The 16,080-nt window shown below is 57.3% G+C and carries 12 protein-coding genes and 5 pseudogenes; 13 read left to right on the top strand and 4 right to left on the bottom strand.

The genetic code is table 11. From position 1 onward, the window contains the following. The first annotated feature begins 13 nt into the window (after positions 1-13). The 3 genes from R8871_RS37845 to R8871_RS38790 all read left to right on the top strand — a co-directional run bounded on the left by R8871_RS37845 (position 14) and on the right by R8871_RS38790 (position 3,953). Positions 14-1,063, top strand: a complete 1,050-nt coding sequence (locus tag R8871_RS37845; RefSeq protein ID WP_322789535.1) for an aromatic ring-hydroxylating dioxygenase subunit alpha — start codon at positions 14-16, stop codon at positions 1,061-1,063. Between the two features lie 262 nt (positions 1,064-1,325). Continuing rightward, positions 1,326-1,847, top strand: coding sequence for a GFA family protein (locus R8871_RS38910; protein ID WP_407673259.1), 522 nt, complete (start codon positions 1,326-1,328; stop codon positions 1,845-1,847). 435 nt (positions 1,848-2,282) lie between these two features. After that, positions 2,283-3,953, top strand: a complete 1,671-nt coding sequence (locus R8871_RS38790) for a methyl-accepting chemotaxis protein (protein WP_175055000.1) — start codon at positions 2,283-2,285, stop codon at positions 3,951-3,953. A gap of 179 nt (positions 3,954-4,132) precedes the next feature. Here R8871_RS38790 and R8871_RS37830 read toward each other — a convergent pair whose 3' ends face one another. Next, positions 4,133-4,453 (bottom strand): hypothetical protein, encoded by a 321-nt coding sequence (locus R8871_RS37830; RefSeq protein ID WP_175054999.1) that lies wholly within the window; start codon positions 4,451-4,453, stop codon positions 4,133-4,135. A 160-nt stretch (positions 4,454-4,613) separates the two neighbouring features. Here R8871_RS37830 and R8871_RS38905 point away from each other — a divergent pair. Beyond that, positions 4,614-5,428, top strand: a pseudogene (locus R8871_RS38905) (hypothetical protein). Positions 5,429-5,467: 39 nt separating this feature from the next. Here the strand turns inward: R8871_RS38905 and R8871_RS37820 are convergent. Next, positions 5,468-6,019: a zinc ribbon domain-containing protein gene (locus R8871_RS37820; RefSeq protein ID WP_175054998.1), complete on the bottom strand. Its 552-nt coding sequence runs from the start codon at positions 6,017-6,019 to the stop codon at positions 5,468-5,470. A gap of 514 nt (positions 6,020-6,533) precedes the next feature. On the opposite strand from R8871_RS37820, the gene R8871_RS37815 reads away from it, so the two are divergent. The 5 genes and pseudogenes from R8871_RS37815 to R8871_RS37795 all read left to right on the top strand — a co-directional run. After that, positions 6,534-7,430 (top strand): SphA family protein, encoded by an 897-nt coding sequence (locus R8871_RS37815; protein WP_175054997.1) that lies wholly within the window; start codon positions 6,534-6,536, stop codon positions 7,428-7,430. Positions 7,431-7,490: 60 nt separating this feature from the next. Further along, positions 7,491-7,823: pseudogene (locus R8871_RS38825) on the top strand (FAD-binding oxidoreductase); the annotation flags it as partial. A gap of 31 nt (positions 7,824-7,854) precedes the next feature. Then, positions 7,855-8,469, top strand: a pseudogene (locus R8871_RS37805) (AraC family transcriptional regulator); the annotation flags it as partial. A 589-nt stretch (positions 8,470-9,058) separates the two neighbouring features. Further along, positions 9,059-10,588: a CYTH and CHAD domain-containing protein gene (locus R8871_RS37800; RefSeq protein WP_175054996.1), complete on the top strand. Its 1,530-nt coding sequence runs from the start codon at positions 9,059-9,061 to the stop codon at positions 10,586-10,588. Positions 10,589-10,691: 103 nt separating this feature from the next. Next, a pseudogene (locus tag R8871_RS37795) lies at positions 10,692-11,026 on the top strand (ISKra4-like element ISBte2 family transposase); the annotation flags it as partial. Between the two features lie 304 nt (positions 11,027-11,330). Here R8871_RS37795 and R8871_RS37790 read toward each other — a convergent pair. Then, a pseudogene (locus R8871_RS37790) lies at positions 11,331-12,612 on the bottom strand (NAD(P)/FAD-dependent oxidoreductase). A 136-nt stretch (positions 12,613-12,748) separates the two neighbouring features. Between R8871_RS37790 and R8871_RS37785 the strand changes: the two are divergent. The 4 genes from R8871_RS37785 (at position 12,749) to R8871_RS37770 (ending at position 14,371) form a co-directional block, all read left to right on the top strand. Continuing rightward, a complete protein-coding gene (locus tag R8871_RS37785) occupies positions 12,749-13,420 on the top strand; it encodes a TetR/AcrR family transcriptional regulator (protein WP_175054995.1) in 672 nt (223 codons plus the stop codon). A gap of 66 nt (positions 13,421-13,486) precedes the next feature. Then, a complete protein-coding gene (locus tag R8871_RS37780; RefSeq protein ID WP_175054994.1) occupies positions 13,487-13,744 on the top strand; it encodes a hypothetical protein in 258 nt (85 codons plus the stop codon). Positions 13,745-13,776: 32 nt separating this feature from the next. Beyond that, the gene (locus tag R8871_RS37775) at positions 13,777-14,109 is read left to right on the top strand and encodes a hypothetical protein (RefSeq protein ID WP_175054993.1); all 333 of its coding nucleotides are present in this window, start codon (positions 13,777-13,779) and stop codon (positions 14,107-14,109) included. A gap of 49 nt (positions 14,110-14,158) precedes the next feature. Continuing rightward, the gene (locus R8871_RS37770) at positions 14,159-14,371 is read left to right on the top strand and encodes a hypothetical protein (protein ID WP_175054992.1); all 213 of its coding nucleotides are present in this window, start codon (positions 14,159-14,161) and stop codon (positions 14,369-14,371) included. A 309-nt stretch (positions 14,372-14,680) separates the two neighbouring features. On the opposite strand, the gene R8871_RS37765 is transcribed toward R8871_RS37770, so the two are convergent. Further along, the gene (locus R8871_RS37765; RefSeq protein WP_246288055.1) at positions 14,681-15,901 is read right to left on the bottom strand and encodes a porin; all 1,221 of its coding nucleotides are present in this window, start codon (positions 15,899-15,901) and stop codon (positions 14,681-14,683) included. Positions 15,902-16,080: the final 179 nt, after the last annotated feature.

Below are 16,080 nucleotides of genomic sequence, written 5' to 3'. Positions count from 1 at the left end.
CTTGGAGGCTAGTGTGGTGGAATATCTTCGTAACGCTTGGTATTGCGCAGGGTGGGACTCAGAGATCGAGCCGGGAAAGATACTCTCGAGGCGATATCTTGACGAACCCGTGGTCCTCTTCCGCGACCCCTCCGGAACCGTGAAGGCCCTCTCTGGCATATGTCCACATCGTATGGCGCCACTAAGCCGCGGCTGTCTCACCGACGGCGCGATCCAGTGTGGCTATCACGGCTTGGTCTTCGACATGGATGGCAAGTGCGTGAAGAATCCCTTTGGGGCCACGCCAAAGAATGTGCGGGTTCGTTCGTATCCCGTGGTTGAACGGCATCGCTGTGTGTGGATCTGGATGGGAGACGCCGAACGGGCTGATGCGAGCTTGATTCCGGATTACGAGTTCATGGACACCCATTTTAGCGGGCGTGACTATATCCACGTGAATTCTAGCTACTTGCTGGAAATCGATAATTTGCTTGATGGCAGCCACATTGAATTTCTCCATCCCACAACCCTCGGGAGTGGGCAAGTCTCCGGCGGTCATTATGAAGCCAAGCAAGATGGGGAAACCGTTTGGTCCAATAGATTCATTACTGAGGAAATGGTGACGGAAGGCATGTCGAAAATGCTCGGAACGCCGGTTGGTAAGCCTGTCGACCGGTGGATTGATATTCGGTGGAACGCGCCGGCGAACGTCGTTATCTTTCCGAGTGCGGTCCCAACGGGAAGGCCGCGGTCGGAGGGCTATGACATGCCCGCTGCTCATCTCTTCACGCCAGAGACAGCCAAAACCACTCACTACTGGTACGCATATGCGTTCCCGAAGAGTGTTCCGAATGCAGAGAAGCTTGCCGAAGAGACGATCAAATACATGCGGTATCCCTTCGAATTTGAAGATAAGCCGATGCTTGAGGACCAACAGACCAACATCGGAGATCAAGACTTGCTTGATATGAAGCTATTTTGGTTGCCCGGTGATGCGGCCAGCAGCCGCGCGCGAAACATTCTTAAAGCCAAGATGGCGGAGGAGCGAAAGGAAAAGTCGCTCACTTCCGTGGCGTCCAACTAACTTGAGCGGACCGCCTCTGCGAAGCGCTTACTTGTAATGGACTGCTGATATCTGGCGAAGCCGACGCGAGCAAGCGCACGGCAGCAGAACGACAGATCGCCGGTACGGCGGAAGTTCGAATAAGCCTGAACGACCGCTCGTTGATCTGCGTTTTTGCCGACCGAAACTCGAGCCAATAGGGGAAGGGCGTCCAGCGTTGATACATGGCGCCGGTTTCCCATCGGAGGCGATCCAAGGGATCGAATACGCGACCGGCAGGCGCGTGGCGCTCAAGCTGCACGAGCATGTTAAGAGTAACACTGCGGCATCACACTTGGCGTATCAACCAACATACGTCGATTGTGCGTTAAACCCGGGCTTAGGAGAGAGAGTGAACGAACGTACTGGAGGATGCGCTTGCGGTGCGGTCCGCTTTAGGATCACCGCTGCGTTGCTGGGTGTGGGGGTTTGTCATTGCTCAGATTGTCAGAAGGCGTCGGGTGGTTCGCCGGCGTATGTTGGCTATGCACCAAACGGCGCCCTCGAGATCACTAGTGGGGACGTGAGGATCTATAGAAGTAAGGCCGACAGCGGTGAGGATGTCGGGCGCGTCTTTTGCCCAGATTGCGGTTCGCCATTGTGGAGCGTCTCCGCAGGAGCGCCATTTACACCGGTGAAGCTCGGCGCGTTGGACGACGCTTCCGACTTAAAGCCGTCGGTGCACATCTATGTCGCTTCTGCTTCTCCTTGGCATCTGATGCATGAGGGCCTGCCGCGCTTTCCGCAGATGCCGCCATTGCCCTAGCGGGCATTGCAATCGCGCGCGAGCGGCCAGATTCACGGAACGAAGCCGTCGCAAACCCTTTGTGCCGTGTCCTTCATTGGCGCGCTCGGAGCAAGGGTGGGGTCTGTGGTATGCGCATAGGCACTAAACGGCGACGGCGTGACGGGACGCTAGATCTCTCGTTAGGGGGAACGATAGTCTTGTCATCCTATTGGCCGGTAGAGAGGGTTGGCGTGGATGGACCTTCTCTCGTATTGCAGTACCGACGTCCAAACGATGTAGATTTTACCGCCCGGGAGGCCGGCCTCGCCGGGTGCTAAGTGGTCTCGCAATGCACAGGGTTGGGATATTCGTTACCTGACGCAAGCAACGACAGAAAGCGAAGCTCCTCTCTGACCCGATCGGTTGATCGCTAGTAGACGCCGTCCAGATCCTCGAGAATATTACGGAGCAAGTGTGGAGACCCTCGCACGAAGCATCAAATTCAAGGTTGCTCTCGCATTCGCTGTCTGTCTGGTGCTCATCATCGCGACCGGCGTTTTCGGACTGGTTGGGATATCCAGACTGAACGCGAACATGAACGCATCCTATTCCGGAAGCGTGGTCCCAATCTTGGCACTCGCTGACGTGCGTGCGGCGCAGCTCGATATTCGACTTCAGATCCGACGTGCCCAGTCTCTCCGCGACCCGGCTCAGACGAAAGCCAGTTTAGAACGTATCCGTGCTGGTCAGAGTCGCATCAGCAAGAGTTGGAACGACTACTACGGCAACAGGGCTTCGAATGACGATGCGCACGATATCGTTGATCGCGTCAACAGTTTGCTGCCTCAGTTCAAAGAAGGTGTTGACGATCTGGTGCCGGCACTGGAGGCCGGAAATTTCGAACTCGTTTCGTCGATTGTTGAAAAGAACAGTGAAATCACAAGAGCGCTTGACAAAGCACTGGATGACGGACTATCCGCGAATGCAGGCCGAGCGAAAGAGTTCCGCAACGATAGCAATGCGACCTTCGACGTTATTCGCGCAATCGCTTTTACTCTGATTTGTGTGGGTATCATTGGTGCGACAGGCGCCATGTTATATCTGTCTCGTGAAATCACCGAGCCGCTTCGCGAATCGGTGAACTTTGCAAGCAAGATTGCGAGCGGCCAGTTTAACAACCGCCTCGAGGTTCGTCGGCGCGATGAATTCGGTAAGTTGCTGAAATCATTGAAGACGATGGATGAGCAGTTGACCCAGACTGGCCAGGGTATCAGGTCAATAGCGGAGTCGGTTTGCCTGGGTGTTGGAGAAATTGCGGCTGGCAATGCTGACCTTTCGGCTCGCAACGAAGAGCAAGCAGCGTCACTCGAAGAAACCGCGTCGAGCATGACCGAGCTGACGGAAACCGTGAAGCAGAACGCCGATAATGCCCGCCAAGCCAACGCTTTGGCAAACCGGGCGGTGGGCATGGCGGATGCCGGGGATATTGCTGTGCAAGGCATGGTTGGTACCATCGAAAGACTGAGTGGCAGTTCAACGAGGGTGTCCGAGATCACGGGCGTAATCGAGGGCATTGCATTTCAGACCAACATTCTCGCCCTTAACGCTGCGGTGGAGGCCGCACGCGCCGGTGAGCAGGGCCGCGGGTTCGCGGTTGTCGCCAGCGAAGTTCGCGGCTTGGCACAACGATCGGCAGCTGCAGCGAAGGAGATCAAGGAGTTAATCGGCACGTCAGTGGCAATGATTAACGATGGTGCCAAGCAGGCTGCCGAGGCAGGATCGACGATGAACGAAGTAAAGCAGGCGATCAAGCAGGTGTCTTGCATCGTGGGGGAGATCTCTGTTGCTTCCGATGAGCAAAGCCGGGGCATCGAGCAGATCAATCAGGCGGTCACGCAGATGGACTTGATGATGCAGCAAAATGCAGCGCTCGTTGAAGAGGCCGCTGCCGCAGCTCGTTCTCTTGAAGAGCAGGCGACGAATCTGATAGTCTCGATGGCTGTCTTCAAGTTTAAGGAAGAAGGTTCTTCCGCTTCAAGCGTGACTGTGCCAACGCTCGCTGTGGGCGCGCTCGGGGGACCGTCCGCTGTCGTTCCATCTGCATATCTATTTAAACCTTCGTCCTGCAGATCCGCCGCCCTTTGACTGAACGAGCACGGTGTTTCGTGTCTATCGACAGCGCGCACTTTTCATCGGTCGCGACTTCCATTTGAAGGGGCGGCTACCGATGTATCGAACGCAGCCGCCACGCTCTGCTGGTCGCTCGTCTCTGCGACCTTGCCACGGGTGAGCTAGCCCGCCGCGTAATTTTATCGTCGCTCGCCCTAGATCTCGTGATGGGATGAGGGCTCTTGGGTAATGGTGAGACGTTGGCTTGAATCGCGCCGGGTTTTGTGAAGGCGTTCAAGTCGATTGACTGTTGCTTTACCATCAAGATCGCCGCGTGTTGTATCGGCGTTATCCTCGATCATCGAATCGCCAAGGATAACTAAATCATAGCCGTCAGAATAGCGCACCCAAAAGTCTGCGAGGCGACCGGAACCATTGATCAGCACAAAGCCCGCTCGCAGAAGGTGATCACACTCGGGACCGACTCTAGCAGCAGCCATTGCTCTAGCAAGTAACTCCGGTTTTCGGCGATTCATGATGTCGCCTCCGTCCCGAATGACGTGAGCAGCGGGAGCGGTTGTGTGTGAAGCTCGGGTGCACTTGGCATCTTGTGATGGTACCGGATTTGAAAACTCTGGTCGAGAAGCTGAAGACCGAAGCAAAGGTGCTCTCAGGAAAACGCGGGAGGTGGACGAAATGACGATTCTGATAATTGCGGAACACGACAACGGGTCGCTGAAAGCGGCCACGCTAAATACGGTGACCGCTGCAGCGGTGATCGCTACTGTCTCGAGTCACGACGTTCATATACTCGTCGCTGGCTCCAACGCGCGGGGCGCGGCTGAGGCCGCTGCGCAGATCGCGGGCGTATCAAAGGTTTACTGGCCGATGCACCGCAACTTGCCGAGGGACTGGCCGAGAACGTCGATGGCACGGTGCTCAATATCGCGAAAGACTACTCGCACATCATCGCGCCAGCGACCGCCTACGGCAAGAACATCGCGCCGCGTATTGCGGCCACGCTTGATGTCGCGCAAATCAGCGATATCACTGCAGTAGACAGCGCCGATACGTTCGAACGCCCGATCTACGCTGGTAACGCGATCTCGACGGTGCAATCGCAAGATGCGATTAAGGTCATCACGGTCCGCACGATGCGTCGCGTAACCCACGAGGTCGAAACCTCCAAGGATCTCGCGACATCGGCAATGGTCAACCATCCAGAGATGTGGCGCGCACGCATTGATCTGGCATCGTGCAGTACACGATGCCGCTGCCGGATGACCCGTACCGTACTTGCGGACACATGGCTGCATCGTGACGAGCGGTGCCCCTCCTGTGTCAGTAGTGCGGCGATCGTGGGACCGTGGCGTCGTCAATGCCTTGCCGCGCGAGTTCAAGCAGGCGGGTCTGCATTTCGGTGCCCCGCGAGAGCGCCGACACGGCATGCATGCGGGGTTCAACCTCCAGCTGGGAGATTTCGCCACCTCGCCAGACAACACGGATTGTAATTCGGTCACGCGTGACCCGCTGGAGGATCACCTTATCAATCAAGGAACGCAGCAGGGCCTTCTTGCGCTCGCGATTGACTTGCGGTCGCAGCCAGATTTCCGGTAACCGGGCACCGAGCGCAAGAAAGTCATGTGCTCTTCATCACTCAGTGCTTCCGGCTTGCATGGCTCAGCCGGACGACGGGCGAACGCATCCTCCGCCTGCCGCAGGTCGCGCAGCGCAGTCTCCCACCTTCGCTCGAGTTCGGCTGCGATCAAGCGGTTATCCGGGTCGACCCGATTGTATTGGCGCTCGGCCAGGAACGCCTCATAGCGTAGCCGCTCGACCTGCTGCGCTTCTGCCCGGTTGGCGGCGTCACAGGTCTGCTGTCTCGCATGGTTTGCAAGCGCCCAGGTTTCCAGCTCAGCCGGTCCGATTGCCGCGAGAAAGGCCTCCACGACCCGTGCATCGATCAAATCAGCAGGGAAGTGCTGGCTCAACGAGCCGCCCTGGCTGCGCAGCAGATAGTTACAGACGTAGTTGTTGGCATTCTTGTACTGCACCGCCATCTTGTGGCCGCACTGTCCGCACCAGGCGATGCCCTGAAGCACGGCTGCGCCGTCGCGGGGCACCCCCTGTCTGGTTTCGTTGGTTCTCCGGATGGTTATCGCGCCGCATGGCCTCGATCCGTTCGAAACTTTCCCAGTCAAGGTAGACAGGATAGCTGCCTTCCGACATTCATCCGAGGTACATGGCTGTCGGCATTGCAGCTTCGCCAGTCCTGCGTGTTGCCGAAACGAGAATCTCATCTTCTCGAAACATCGCTGGCCGTTAGAAAAATGGCTACTTATTCTGCGAAAAATTGCTCCAACTCGGAGCCAAGCGAAGCCCCACCCAAAATTATTCCGTTCTACCTTCGGCTGTTCGCGAAGTAGTTCGAGCGTTGAGCCGTCAATATTGAGGTGCATGCACGGTCGTTGAATTAATTGTCAACTGGGATGGCAGTGGTCCAAGATTATCGAAAAAGTAAATAGACAACGTGTTGAAGGCGCCATGTTCGGTAGCTAGTGCTGGTTTTTGCTCACTGCTAGGGTCGTCAAATAAATAAAATTGGAGGAGAATAGGGTGATTAAAGCTGGCATAAAGTTATCCGCCGCGGTTGTCGCTTGTGTTTGTGTTGGTTGTATTGGAAACGCAAGCGCAACTGAGCTGGGAATGACATCGTATCCATTAGGCGTTAATACGCTGCTGGGAGGAACCTATCCGGCACCGGGAACTACGTGGTTCGAGAACTATTTTCAGGTGTACCGGGCAACATCATTCACAAACGCGAGTGGGGCCAATGCGGTTCCTGGGTTTCAGGCGAATGTGGTGGTCGATTCCCTCCGCTTCGTCCACGGCTGGGATCTGCGGATTGGGCCCTTTGGATTGGCGTCGACGCTGTCGGCGCCGGTCATTGACGCGAACGTCCGGACTATGTTCAGCTCGCAAAATCGGATCGGCGTAGGCAATATTGCGCTCGAGCCAATCGACCTAACGTGGTCGCTTGCCGGGGGAGCCGTGGTCGGGTATGCCACCGCTATCGCCTTCGTACCAACCGGCAGCAATGTTTCGAACAATTTCTATTCCTTTACCCCACTGGTGGCTGCGACTTGGTTTCCCAATCGGGATGTTGACGTCTCCCTAACGGTCGGCACTGAATTTCACACTACGAATTCGACGACGAGTTATCGTTCTGGATCGCTTGCTTTTCTAGAATACGGAATCGACTGGCATGCATTCAAATCGGTACCAAAGCTTATGATCGGGATGGGCGGATATGCTGCGACTCAATTCTCTGACGACACGGTAAAGGGTGTTTCTGTTCAGGATGGTATGCGACAACAAGTGGTTTCGATTGGACCACAGATAACCTACGGGGGAGAAAACGGGGGCGTGTCTTTAAAATGGCAACATGAATTTGTTGCAAAAAACCGGCCTGCCGGCGATCGGATTTGGGTTCAAGCTTTAATCCCTTTCTAGCGCTTTGCATTTCGGTGTGGGTGACGCGACTCAGGAGGCACGCGGGTTGAAGCCAGGGAGACATACTCGTTTGCCAACAGGCCAGACGACGGAAATCAGTTGCAGTTCCGGATTCGGCTTTTTCCAGACGGAGCCATGAGCGACTACGTTCGTGAGCGGTGCGAGCCAGGACAAGTAATTGAATTCGAGGCCCCGCTCGGAGCATTCTATTTGCGTCAAGTGGAGAGACCACTTGTGATGGTTGCGGGCGGCACGGGGTTGTCGGCGTTTCTTGGCATGCTCGACGATTTGGCGCACAAAGGGAGTTGCGGGCAGCCGGTGCGGCTTTACTATGGCGTTACCAACTTCCGTGATCTATGTGTACTGGATCGGTTGAAAGAGTACGCTTCGCAATACGTAGAAAAAACCTTGACAGGGAGGCGATGTGGAGTCAGTCGCTGGTGAATCGAGCGCTTCGGATGGCACATCCTTGGAACACTTCGGCTTTTTGATGTTGCCCGGCTTCTCCATGATTGCGTTCTTTTACGCTTTGGAAGTGCTGCGGATGGCGAATGAGGTCGGAGGCGCAGATCACTACCGTTGGTCGATCTATTCGCTTGATGGCGCGCCGGTGGTCGCGAGTGGTGAAATTCCGGTACTTCCGACGCAAAGGCTATATCCAGGGCACCTCCCCGACGTGTTGCTTTTCTGCGGAGGCAACCGGATCCCCGATGTTGTAGACAGTGAGGTGCGTCTGACGATACAAATGCTCGCCGAGCTTGGAGTCCCGCTTGGCGGTATTTCTTTGGGTGCGCATGCATTATTGTCGACCGGCCAACTCGACGGTTACCGCTGCAGCGTGGATTGGAAGCACCGTGCCGCATTTCATGAAATGTTCCCTCGGGCGCGTTTTGTCGATGATCGGTTCGCGATAGACCGGGACCGACTTACCTGTACCGGCGGTACCGCGTCGCTTGATCTGATGCTGAATCTGATCGGCGCGCGTCTAGGGCAGCAACTCGCCACCAAGGTCTCACAAGCGCTCGCGCTGCAACGCCTCGGAGGCACCGCTCGTTGATCTGCACGAGTTCTGACTTCTTTTTTTGGCGCGCGTTGTACTAAATTTGAAGCGATAGCTATCGTTGTCTGGCTACCCAATGTGCCCGACGCATGACTTGGATCATGCGGAATATGCGGGTCATTGCGAACAGTGCGCGATAACGACCGTCAATCGATTCACCGAGCCGCACGTGGAGTGTTTCTTTGCCGGCATACGCGATGATAGTAGAGCTGATCTCACATTGCTGATACAGATGCGCCACGCTGAAGGACTGCGGAGTGGAGCATTCGCGATCCGTCCGACGGGCTCACGTTGGCGACTTTGCAACTCGCGATAGCGAAACGCGGCCGCATGCCGCATTCGGTGTAGGAGCGTGCCCCGTGCTGTTGAATTTCCCGGACAAGGGGGCTTTTTCGGGGTGCGCCGCGGGACGACGCCCCGTGATGGACTGACGGGGGAGCCCATCGCGCAGTTGCAACTGGAAGCAAGTATGGGTGCCTCCGGAGGTTGCGGGCATCGTCCGTATGCACGCGAGCGACCCGTCCGATTCGGTGTACCCTTAAAGCTCCGAGCTTACTCAGGAGGTGGCATGGAACGGGAGTTGAAACTGCGAGTCGCCGTTGAAGATCTCGATACGTTGCTGCACATGCCTTTGCTTGCGCAGTCACCTGGCGCAGGCGGTCCTCCTCGACTGTTGACGAGCACGTATTTCGATACCCCCGATCTGGAATTTCACAAGTGCAAGGCTTCGTTGCGTGTACGCGCGATCGGCGAACAGCGAATCCAGACATTGAAGCTTGAAGCGGCAGCGCAAGCGGGCCTCTTCGACAGGGACGAGTTCGAGATGACGGTCGATACCGATGTCCCTAACCTGAAGCTGCTACGGGAGCGGATTCCCGGCGACAGCGGATGCGGAAGACTGATCTGCGACGAGGCGACTGTCGGGCGGCTGAAGCCGATCTTTGTCACGCGCATCAAACGTTCGGCATTCCCGTTGCGCTTACCGTCCGGGGACGAACTCGAGATTGCGCTCGACGAGGGTAGCGTCGACGCGGAGTCGGGCTCTGTGCCGATCGCGGCTGTGGAGCTGGAACTGAAGGGCGGGCAGCCTGCAAGTCTGTACGGCGTCGCGCTCGAGATGCTCGACCTCGTTCCACTGCGGATCGACCGTAGCAGCAAGGGTGATCTTGGCTACGGGATTCTGATCGACGAACACTGTGTGCCAGTCAAGGCACAGCCGGTGCAACTGGAAAAGGGGGATTCAGTTGAGGATGCGTTTTGCAGTATCGCGCGCAACTGTCTGGATCAAGTCTATGCAAACGAACGGGGTGTCGTATCCGGCCATGATCCGTCGAGTGTCCATCAGATGCGCGTGGGGCTTCGCCGTTTGCGCTCGGCGCTCGACCTGTTTGCGAAGGTCATTCCTGCTTTTGACGGTCTCGATGAAGAACTGCGCTGGATCGCAGCGGAGCTCGGTGCCGCGCGCGACTGGGAGGTGCTGGCAGGATCGACGCTCGAGCATACGGGCGTGAGCGCGCACGAGGAAGAAATCCAGCCCGTGCGGCAGGCATGCGAGCGGATTGCAGTGAACAACCGGGCGCGCGCGGCTGCCGCAGTCGAATCGGCTCGCTACACACGTCTCGTTCTGCAACTCGCATTGTGGCTGAACCAGAAAGGATGGCGCGAGGGAATGTCCGATGAACAGCGCGACGCGATCAGCAAATCCGCCAGGCAATTTGCCGCAGATGTAGTGCGGCGTCGGCAAGTGAAACTGCTCAAGCGCGGCAAGGGTCTGGCCGATATCGACGATCGCAGTCGGCACCGCGCCCGTATCGCGGCGAAGAAAGTGCGATACGCGACTGAGTTTTTTGCGTCTCTGTATCCGAGGCGGGCCGTTCGGCACTATGTCGAAGCGTTGACGGCGCTTCAGGACGATCTGGGTTGGCGCAATGATGCCGTTGTTGCGGACCAGCTTTTGAAAGCGTTGCCGCGTACCGCTCCTGAGGTGGCCTCGGGAGCAGCCTTCGCGCGCGGCTATCTGGCTTCGCTGGTGGCTGCCGACTACGAGACATTGAAGAAGCTGTGGAAGCGTTTCAGACGCCTTTCGACGCCGCACTGACCAGGCGGGCGAGAAGCGATCCGGTTGGGATGAAAATCACTATCCGCATTGCGACCACTCCTCAAAGCTCGAACATTCTGATTTGCGGCACCCCGGTTCTAACGGGCGCCTGAGCGCCAAAGACCAGACTTCGCGCGTATTCGCGTTCGTGAGAAACAGGTTGCCGGATATGGTGGAGCGGCTTACCACCCTTATAAAAGCCACATCCGGAAGCGATCAACCGAAACCGTCGGTCGTCACAGATGGTGCAAATGGCCTACAGTCAATCGCTAAGCGATTGCCGTTTTCCTCCACGCCCCTGCTGGACCGGTTCCATATTTCAATGCGCGTGAGATAGCTTGAAAGATCATCAAGGGCATGCGTGCGCGGACCGAAACGGAAAAGGCCGCACGACATGTGCTGACCTCCCGTGTGGGCAAGCTGCTCTGGTGCTTCTGGCGATGAAAGGAAGCGGCGAGAGTTCCTGTTGGGGTCTCTAATCTATTGATTTATGGTGTTTGTCGCTCAGCATGGTTGCCATTAAATCAATTGACAATCATATTTTGTAAACGGTGACGAATTTATTTTGATCTACGGTTCTTGACCGGCAGGCTGCTCGATCCGTGCGAATCAACTATATGCCTGACTCGAGCCGTCAATTGATGCGCGCATCCCTCATAGAGTTGCAGACAGTGCACTGCCACGCAATGTCGGCCGTCACGTATTGATCCATGACAGTACTCCTGTCAAAAGCGAGGTACGTTTAGCTCAACCGTATCTTCGGCTGAACGAATCCCTTGATCCGCTCAGCGGTCCACAGCGTCATGGCCTTGCGGAAACCGTGCAAAGCATGCTGATGTTGCCGGTAGAGCATAGCGTGACTGAGTTGCGCGAATCGGCCTTTGATGAACCCGCCACGGAAGACCCCGAACTGCCCGAGCGTTCCAAAAGCGTTGTAGTCGCTCAGCGACACCAGCGCGCCGAAGTCGTGAAATGCAAAGTCGGGCAATGAGCCGCCATCGAGCCATGCTGGCAAGTATTTTGCGAGATGTCGTGCCTGTTGCGTGGCGACTTGCGCTGTGGGTGCGAGGGGATGTTCTTTGCCGGCAAGCGTCAACGTCGGGCAATCGCCGAGGGCGAATAGCGTATCGTCGTCCTGCGTCTGCAGGGTTGGCCTGACGATGATCGGATTGGAACGATTGCTCTCGATCCCGTCCAGTTTGCCCAGAAAATCAGGGGCTTTGACGCCCGCCGCCCATACCATCAAATCCGCCGCCTGCTGGCTGCCGTCACCCAACCGGAGTCCATCGGGTTCGGCCGCGGTCACCCGTGTGCCCGTTCGCACCGTGAAACCGATATGCCGTAACTGTTCCTCGCTGGACTCTGACACCGCCGGCGGAAACGCCGCGAGTACGCGCGGTGCGCTTTCATAGACGGTGAGGTTCAGACGTGAGCGAAGGCTGGGGTCGCCGTAACTCGACGCCACTTCGAGCAAGCGGCTCAATTCCGCTGCCAGTTCGACGTCGGTCGCTCCGGCGCCGACGATAGACACGCGCAACGGGCTGTTTGTCACAACGCTCTGAAACATGCGGATTCGCAATGCTTCGTTGAAGACTTCAGCCTGTGCCTGGCTGTTAATGAAATGGCAATGATCGAGTATGCCTGGGGTTGGCGCGACTGCCTAACGCAAGAACTAGTACATCGTATTCGACCGTGCGCGCGCCGATCATAACTTTCCCCCCCTTTCGAACGCAGCGCAGCCAGCTTGACGATGCGCGCATTGCAGTCCAGGCCTTCCATTTCGCCGGGCTGATAGCTTAAGCCGTGGTCGCGGGCGTGGGCGAGATAGATGACCTGCTGTTGCTGGACATCGCGAGTGCCTGCCGCGATCGTGTGCAGCATGGGCTTCCAGATATGGGTCGCGCTTTTGTCGATCAATGTGACCTGAGCGCGGCCGCTGCGGCCAAGCGTGTCGCCCAGCCTGGTCGCGAGCAGAGTCCAGCGATACCGCCGCCGACGATGACGATCCGGGTGGTCTGGCACATGATCAAGAATTCTACGAGTGTTGAATTAATGTGATACTAAGATTTCGATGAGTTCATGTCAAACCGGTGTGCTGATATTCACGGTGCGGCATGCGTTAAAATTCTAGCTTTCCCTGAAGACGACCTACCGTCGCCGATGAAACACCTTAACGACCAGGCCCAGTGCGTCACGACGCCTCCCACGCTGCGTCGATCGCGCGGACGTCCAGCGTGCAGTGACGCGGGTGGTGCCTACGCATTGCTGCGCAGCGCCCGAAGGGCATTCGCGAGGAGCGGCTATGAGGCGACGAGCGTGCGCGAAATCGCCAGGGCGTCGGGAGTCGACCCCGCGCTGGTTGGCCATCACTACGGTTCGAAGGAAGCGCTGTGGATCGCAGTGGTGGACCAGATCGCCGACGAAGCGGCTCCCATGCTCGCGAAGACCACCGCCTTGGGGGAGATTCCAGATCTCGGACCGCGAGCGCGTGTCGAGGGCGCCGTGTCGATCCTGATCGACCAGGTGTTTCTGACACCAGACGTTGGCATGTTTTTTTCGACTGCCGCAACCGAAACGGGAGAGCGCCTAAACCTGCTGATCGAGCGTGTGGTGCGGCCGTTTCATGACGTGCTCGTGCCGTTGCTCATCGACGCGATCGAAGCAGGTGAGATACCGCGGCAGGATCCCGACATCATGTTCATGATGCTCGCCAATGGCATCAGCAAAACGGTCGTCTATAGCCATGTGTTGAGTCCGTTCACTTCCTTACCGCGGCGCGGCAAGGAATTCAAACGTGCCATTCTGACGAGTGCTTTAGCCATGCTCGGCTGAACCGCTGCGACCCTAACGCCGCACTCGCAAATCTCCGGCCGCAAGCGTGAAACGGAAGCACGCGAGATGCTCGCCACCTATGTCGAGGCACACGCAACGGAGCGCGATACGCTACGCGCTTTATGGATCGACCTGTTGCTTCCGCGGCAGGCGATCAAGAGCGACGGGCACCGCGCCGACCTGAAGGCGAAGCACGAGACCTTCATGGGTAAGCTCGACGATCAGCTTGCCGCATATGTCGAGCGCCCGGGTGACGACGAGCGCGCCGCGCTGGTGAAGTCATATCGGTCGTATGTGCGCCGCCTTGTGCTGCCGCATCACTAAGTCTAGGCGGTGTCAGCCGGAAAGAGGACACTATGAGGAAGCTGATCACCATGCTGGCGATCGCGACCGCGTTCGCCACCCCCGCCGCGCACGCGACGGGGGCGCTGGCCGCCACGTCGGACAAGACTGGCGCGGGCCTCGAACTGACCAACGCGCATTGCCCCGACGATCCCGCGGCGGACCATTGGATTACGCGGGGTTTCAATGGCAAGGGCGAGACGTTCTACGGCGGCTATACGAAGCCGCTCCCGGGTTCGATATCAGTCAGGGTCCACTGGAACCACGGCGCCGATCGAACTTACCCGCTCGCACGCTTCGACGTGACGGACTATGGCGAGAGGGTGCTGGGCCCGCCTCGCAATTGAAGGGTTTCGTTGACCGCGCGTAGTGCGCGTCAAACTGGAGTACCACCATATGCCAACCAAGGAAGCGAAGGACCTGCAGGCCGGGGACGTGTGGATTCACGCCGGGATGGTCCGCTACGAGGTGGCCTCTGTGACGCCAATCGGTTACGACGGGGGCTACGTGGAAGTCCACAGCCATCAGCTAGGCAAGCCGGACAACGTTCGGATCGCAAAGATGCAAGCCCGCACACCCTTCGATGTTGTCGACGGACCGGCGTGGTAGATTTGCGCAAAACAAGGCCCGCTTCGCGCGGGCCTTTCTTATTCTGCCGCGAAAGTGCAGCGTGGCTGCAGTCCGGCCCGCTGTGCCGCCTGCGTCTCACGGTGGGGCAACCCCTCGCAGCGCCGTTGTGCGGGGCCGCTATGGGCAGCTAGAATTTAACCGTCTGTGGCATGGCCCTCGACGCGCGGACAATACGTACTTCGAGCAGCCCGTGGCGTCCCCGGCGGCCTTTTTTGTTGCGCTCAGTTCGAGCGTTCCGAACGCCGTGACGGCGAATAACGGAAAGGGGACGCGACTCGACACCGCCCACTAGAAGGTGTGTTTTATGCCGACGGAGACTTGAAGCTGTGTCGAAGAATTAGAAGTACCCAAATACGCTAACTGCGCATAATTTTCGAAGGATCCCGTAACAGGATTGATACCGAGTCCTGCGCCACTCATTTTTTCAAAGTTTCCTGTCGCGTAAAGCTGGGTACGCTTCGACAGGTTGTAGATACCGCCAATCGAAATCTTGTGTATGTTGGTTCCCGAGTCAGTTGCGCGTATGTCAGCGCGCGTGTAGGCGTAGGCTAGGCCGAGCTGCACCGCAGGCGTCACGTTATACAGCCCTCCCAGTTCTACTGTATCGAAACGCACGTCACTGACCGGTCCGCCAGTGGCCGTCAGATACCGGCTAGCGAGGAGCTTCGCTCGCGTCAGCGTGCCGCTCACGAGCAGATCTCCAAATGCGTAGCTTCCCCCGAGGCCAAATGTCCTCAGCTCGTCTGCATCGTGGAGTCCACAATAGCTGGCAGGACTCTGGCCGCAGCTCAATTCGCCGATATATCCCGCTTGCCCGCCCAGAGCCGCGTCGAGCGGGTTACGCAACGACAGATAGCCGGCGCCTAAAGACAAGCCTCCCAGCTGATATGTGGTGCCCAAAGCCCATGCACGATTGGTGGCGAACGCGCCAGCCTGGTTACCCAGGCTGAAGGTTCCTCCAACGCTCAATCCGTAGAATGCCGGACTTTGATATTGGACACTGTTATTCAGATTGAACGCGGCATTGAGGTTGTCGATATCACCGAAATGCGCACCAAATGGGCCTGCCCAGTTGTTGCTAACGGCAAACGGAGCTACCGCGTTTGTGTAAGAGTCGAATTGCCGCCCTAAAGTCAGCTGGCCCCATTTCTCTGACTTAAGGCCGACCATCGCTGTTGCATCGAAGAGGTTGTTCGCCTGGAACATCGCGCCATTGTTCACAAGGAAATAATTTTGGAGATTGAATATGGCGCTCGTTCCACCGCCCAGGTCTTCCGTGCCGCGGATGCCGAACGCAGCGGGAGCAAGATTTCCTGTCGTCATGGACCATAAGCTTTTCCCACTGACCCCGCCGTCCGGTCGCGCCACCTGCTGGTTATTCACGTAAGTCAGGCCCGCGTCGATCGTGCCATAAAGCGTAACGCTGCTCTGGGCATGCGCTAACTGTGATAAACCCATCACCGTCAAGCCTGCAACGCCCACTGCCAGCATTTGATGTGTCCGATTCACCGCTCCGTCTCCTTAAAATCATTGTCATGTCCGTCTCGGCCCACTACGCGCAAAGCCGAACCGATTTCGAACATTCTTATTGGACGGGTTCGATAAAGAATCAGCCATTTGGCTGATTCTTTATCGATACGCGGGAAACTACCAAGGGGAGATTTTCCCCTATCTGATAAGCTGGAAAT

Source organism: Paraburkholderia sediminicola (assembly GCF_902859805.1).
In the GTDB taxonomy this organism is placed as follows: Bacteria; Pseudomonadota; Gammaproteobacteria; order Burkholderiales; family Burkholderiaceae; genus Paraburkholderia; species Paraburkholderia sediminicola.
This window is presented reverse-complemented; position numbering and strand designations above follow the sequence as displayed.

Excerpts from the sequence above, each read along its gene's own strand:
- R8871_RS37770 (WP_175054992.1), top strand. The coding sequence starts at position 14,159 with ATGCCAACCAAGGAAGCGAAGGACCTGCAGGCCGGGGACGTGTGGATT.
- R8871_RS37785 (WP_175054995.1), top strand. The coding sequence starts at position 12,749 with ATGAAACACCTTAACGACCAGGCCCAGTGCGTCACGACGCCTCCCACG.
- R8871_RS37775 (WP_175054993.1), top strand. The coding sequence starts at position 13,777 with ATGAGGAAGCTGATCACCATGCTGGCGATCGCGACCGCGTTCGCCACC.
- R8871_RS37830 (WP_175054999.1), bottom strand. The coding sequence starts at position 4,453 with ATGAATCGCCGAAAACCGGAGTTACTTGCTAGAGCAATGGCTGCTGCT.
- R8871_RS37800 (WP_175054996.1), top strand. The coding sequence starts at position 9,059 with ATGGAACGGGAGTTGAAACTGCGAGTCGCCGTTGAAGATCTCGATACG.
- R8871_RS37780 (WP_175054994.1), top strand. The coding sequence starts at position 13,487 with ATGCTCGCCACCTATGTCGAGGCACACGCAACGGAGCGCGATACGCTA.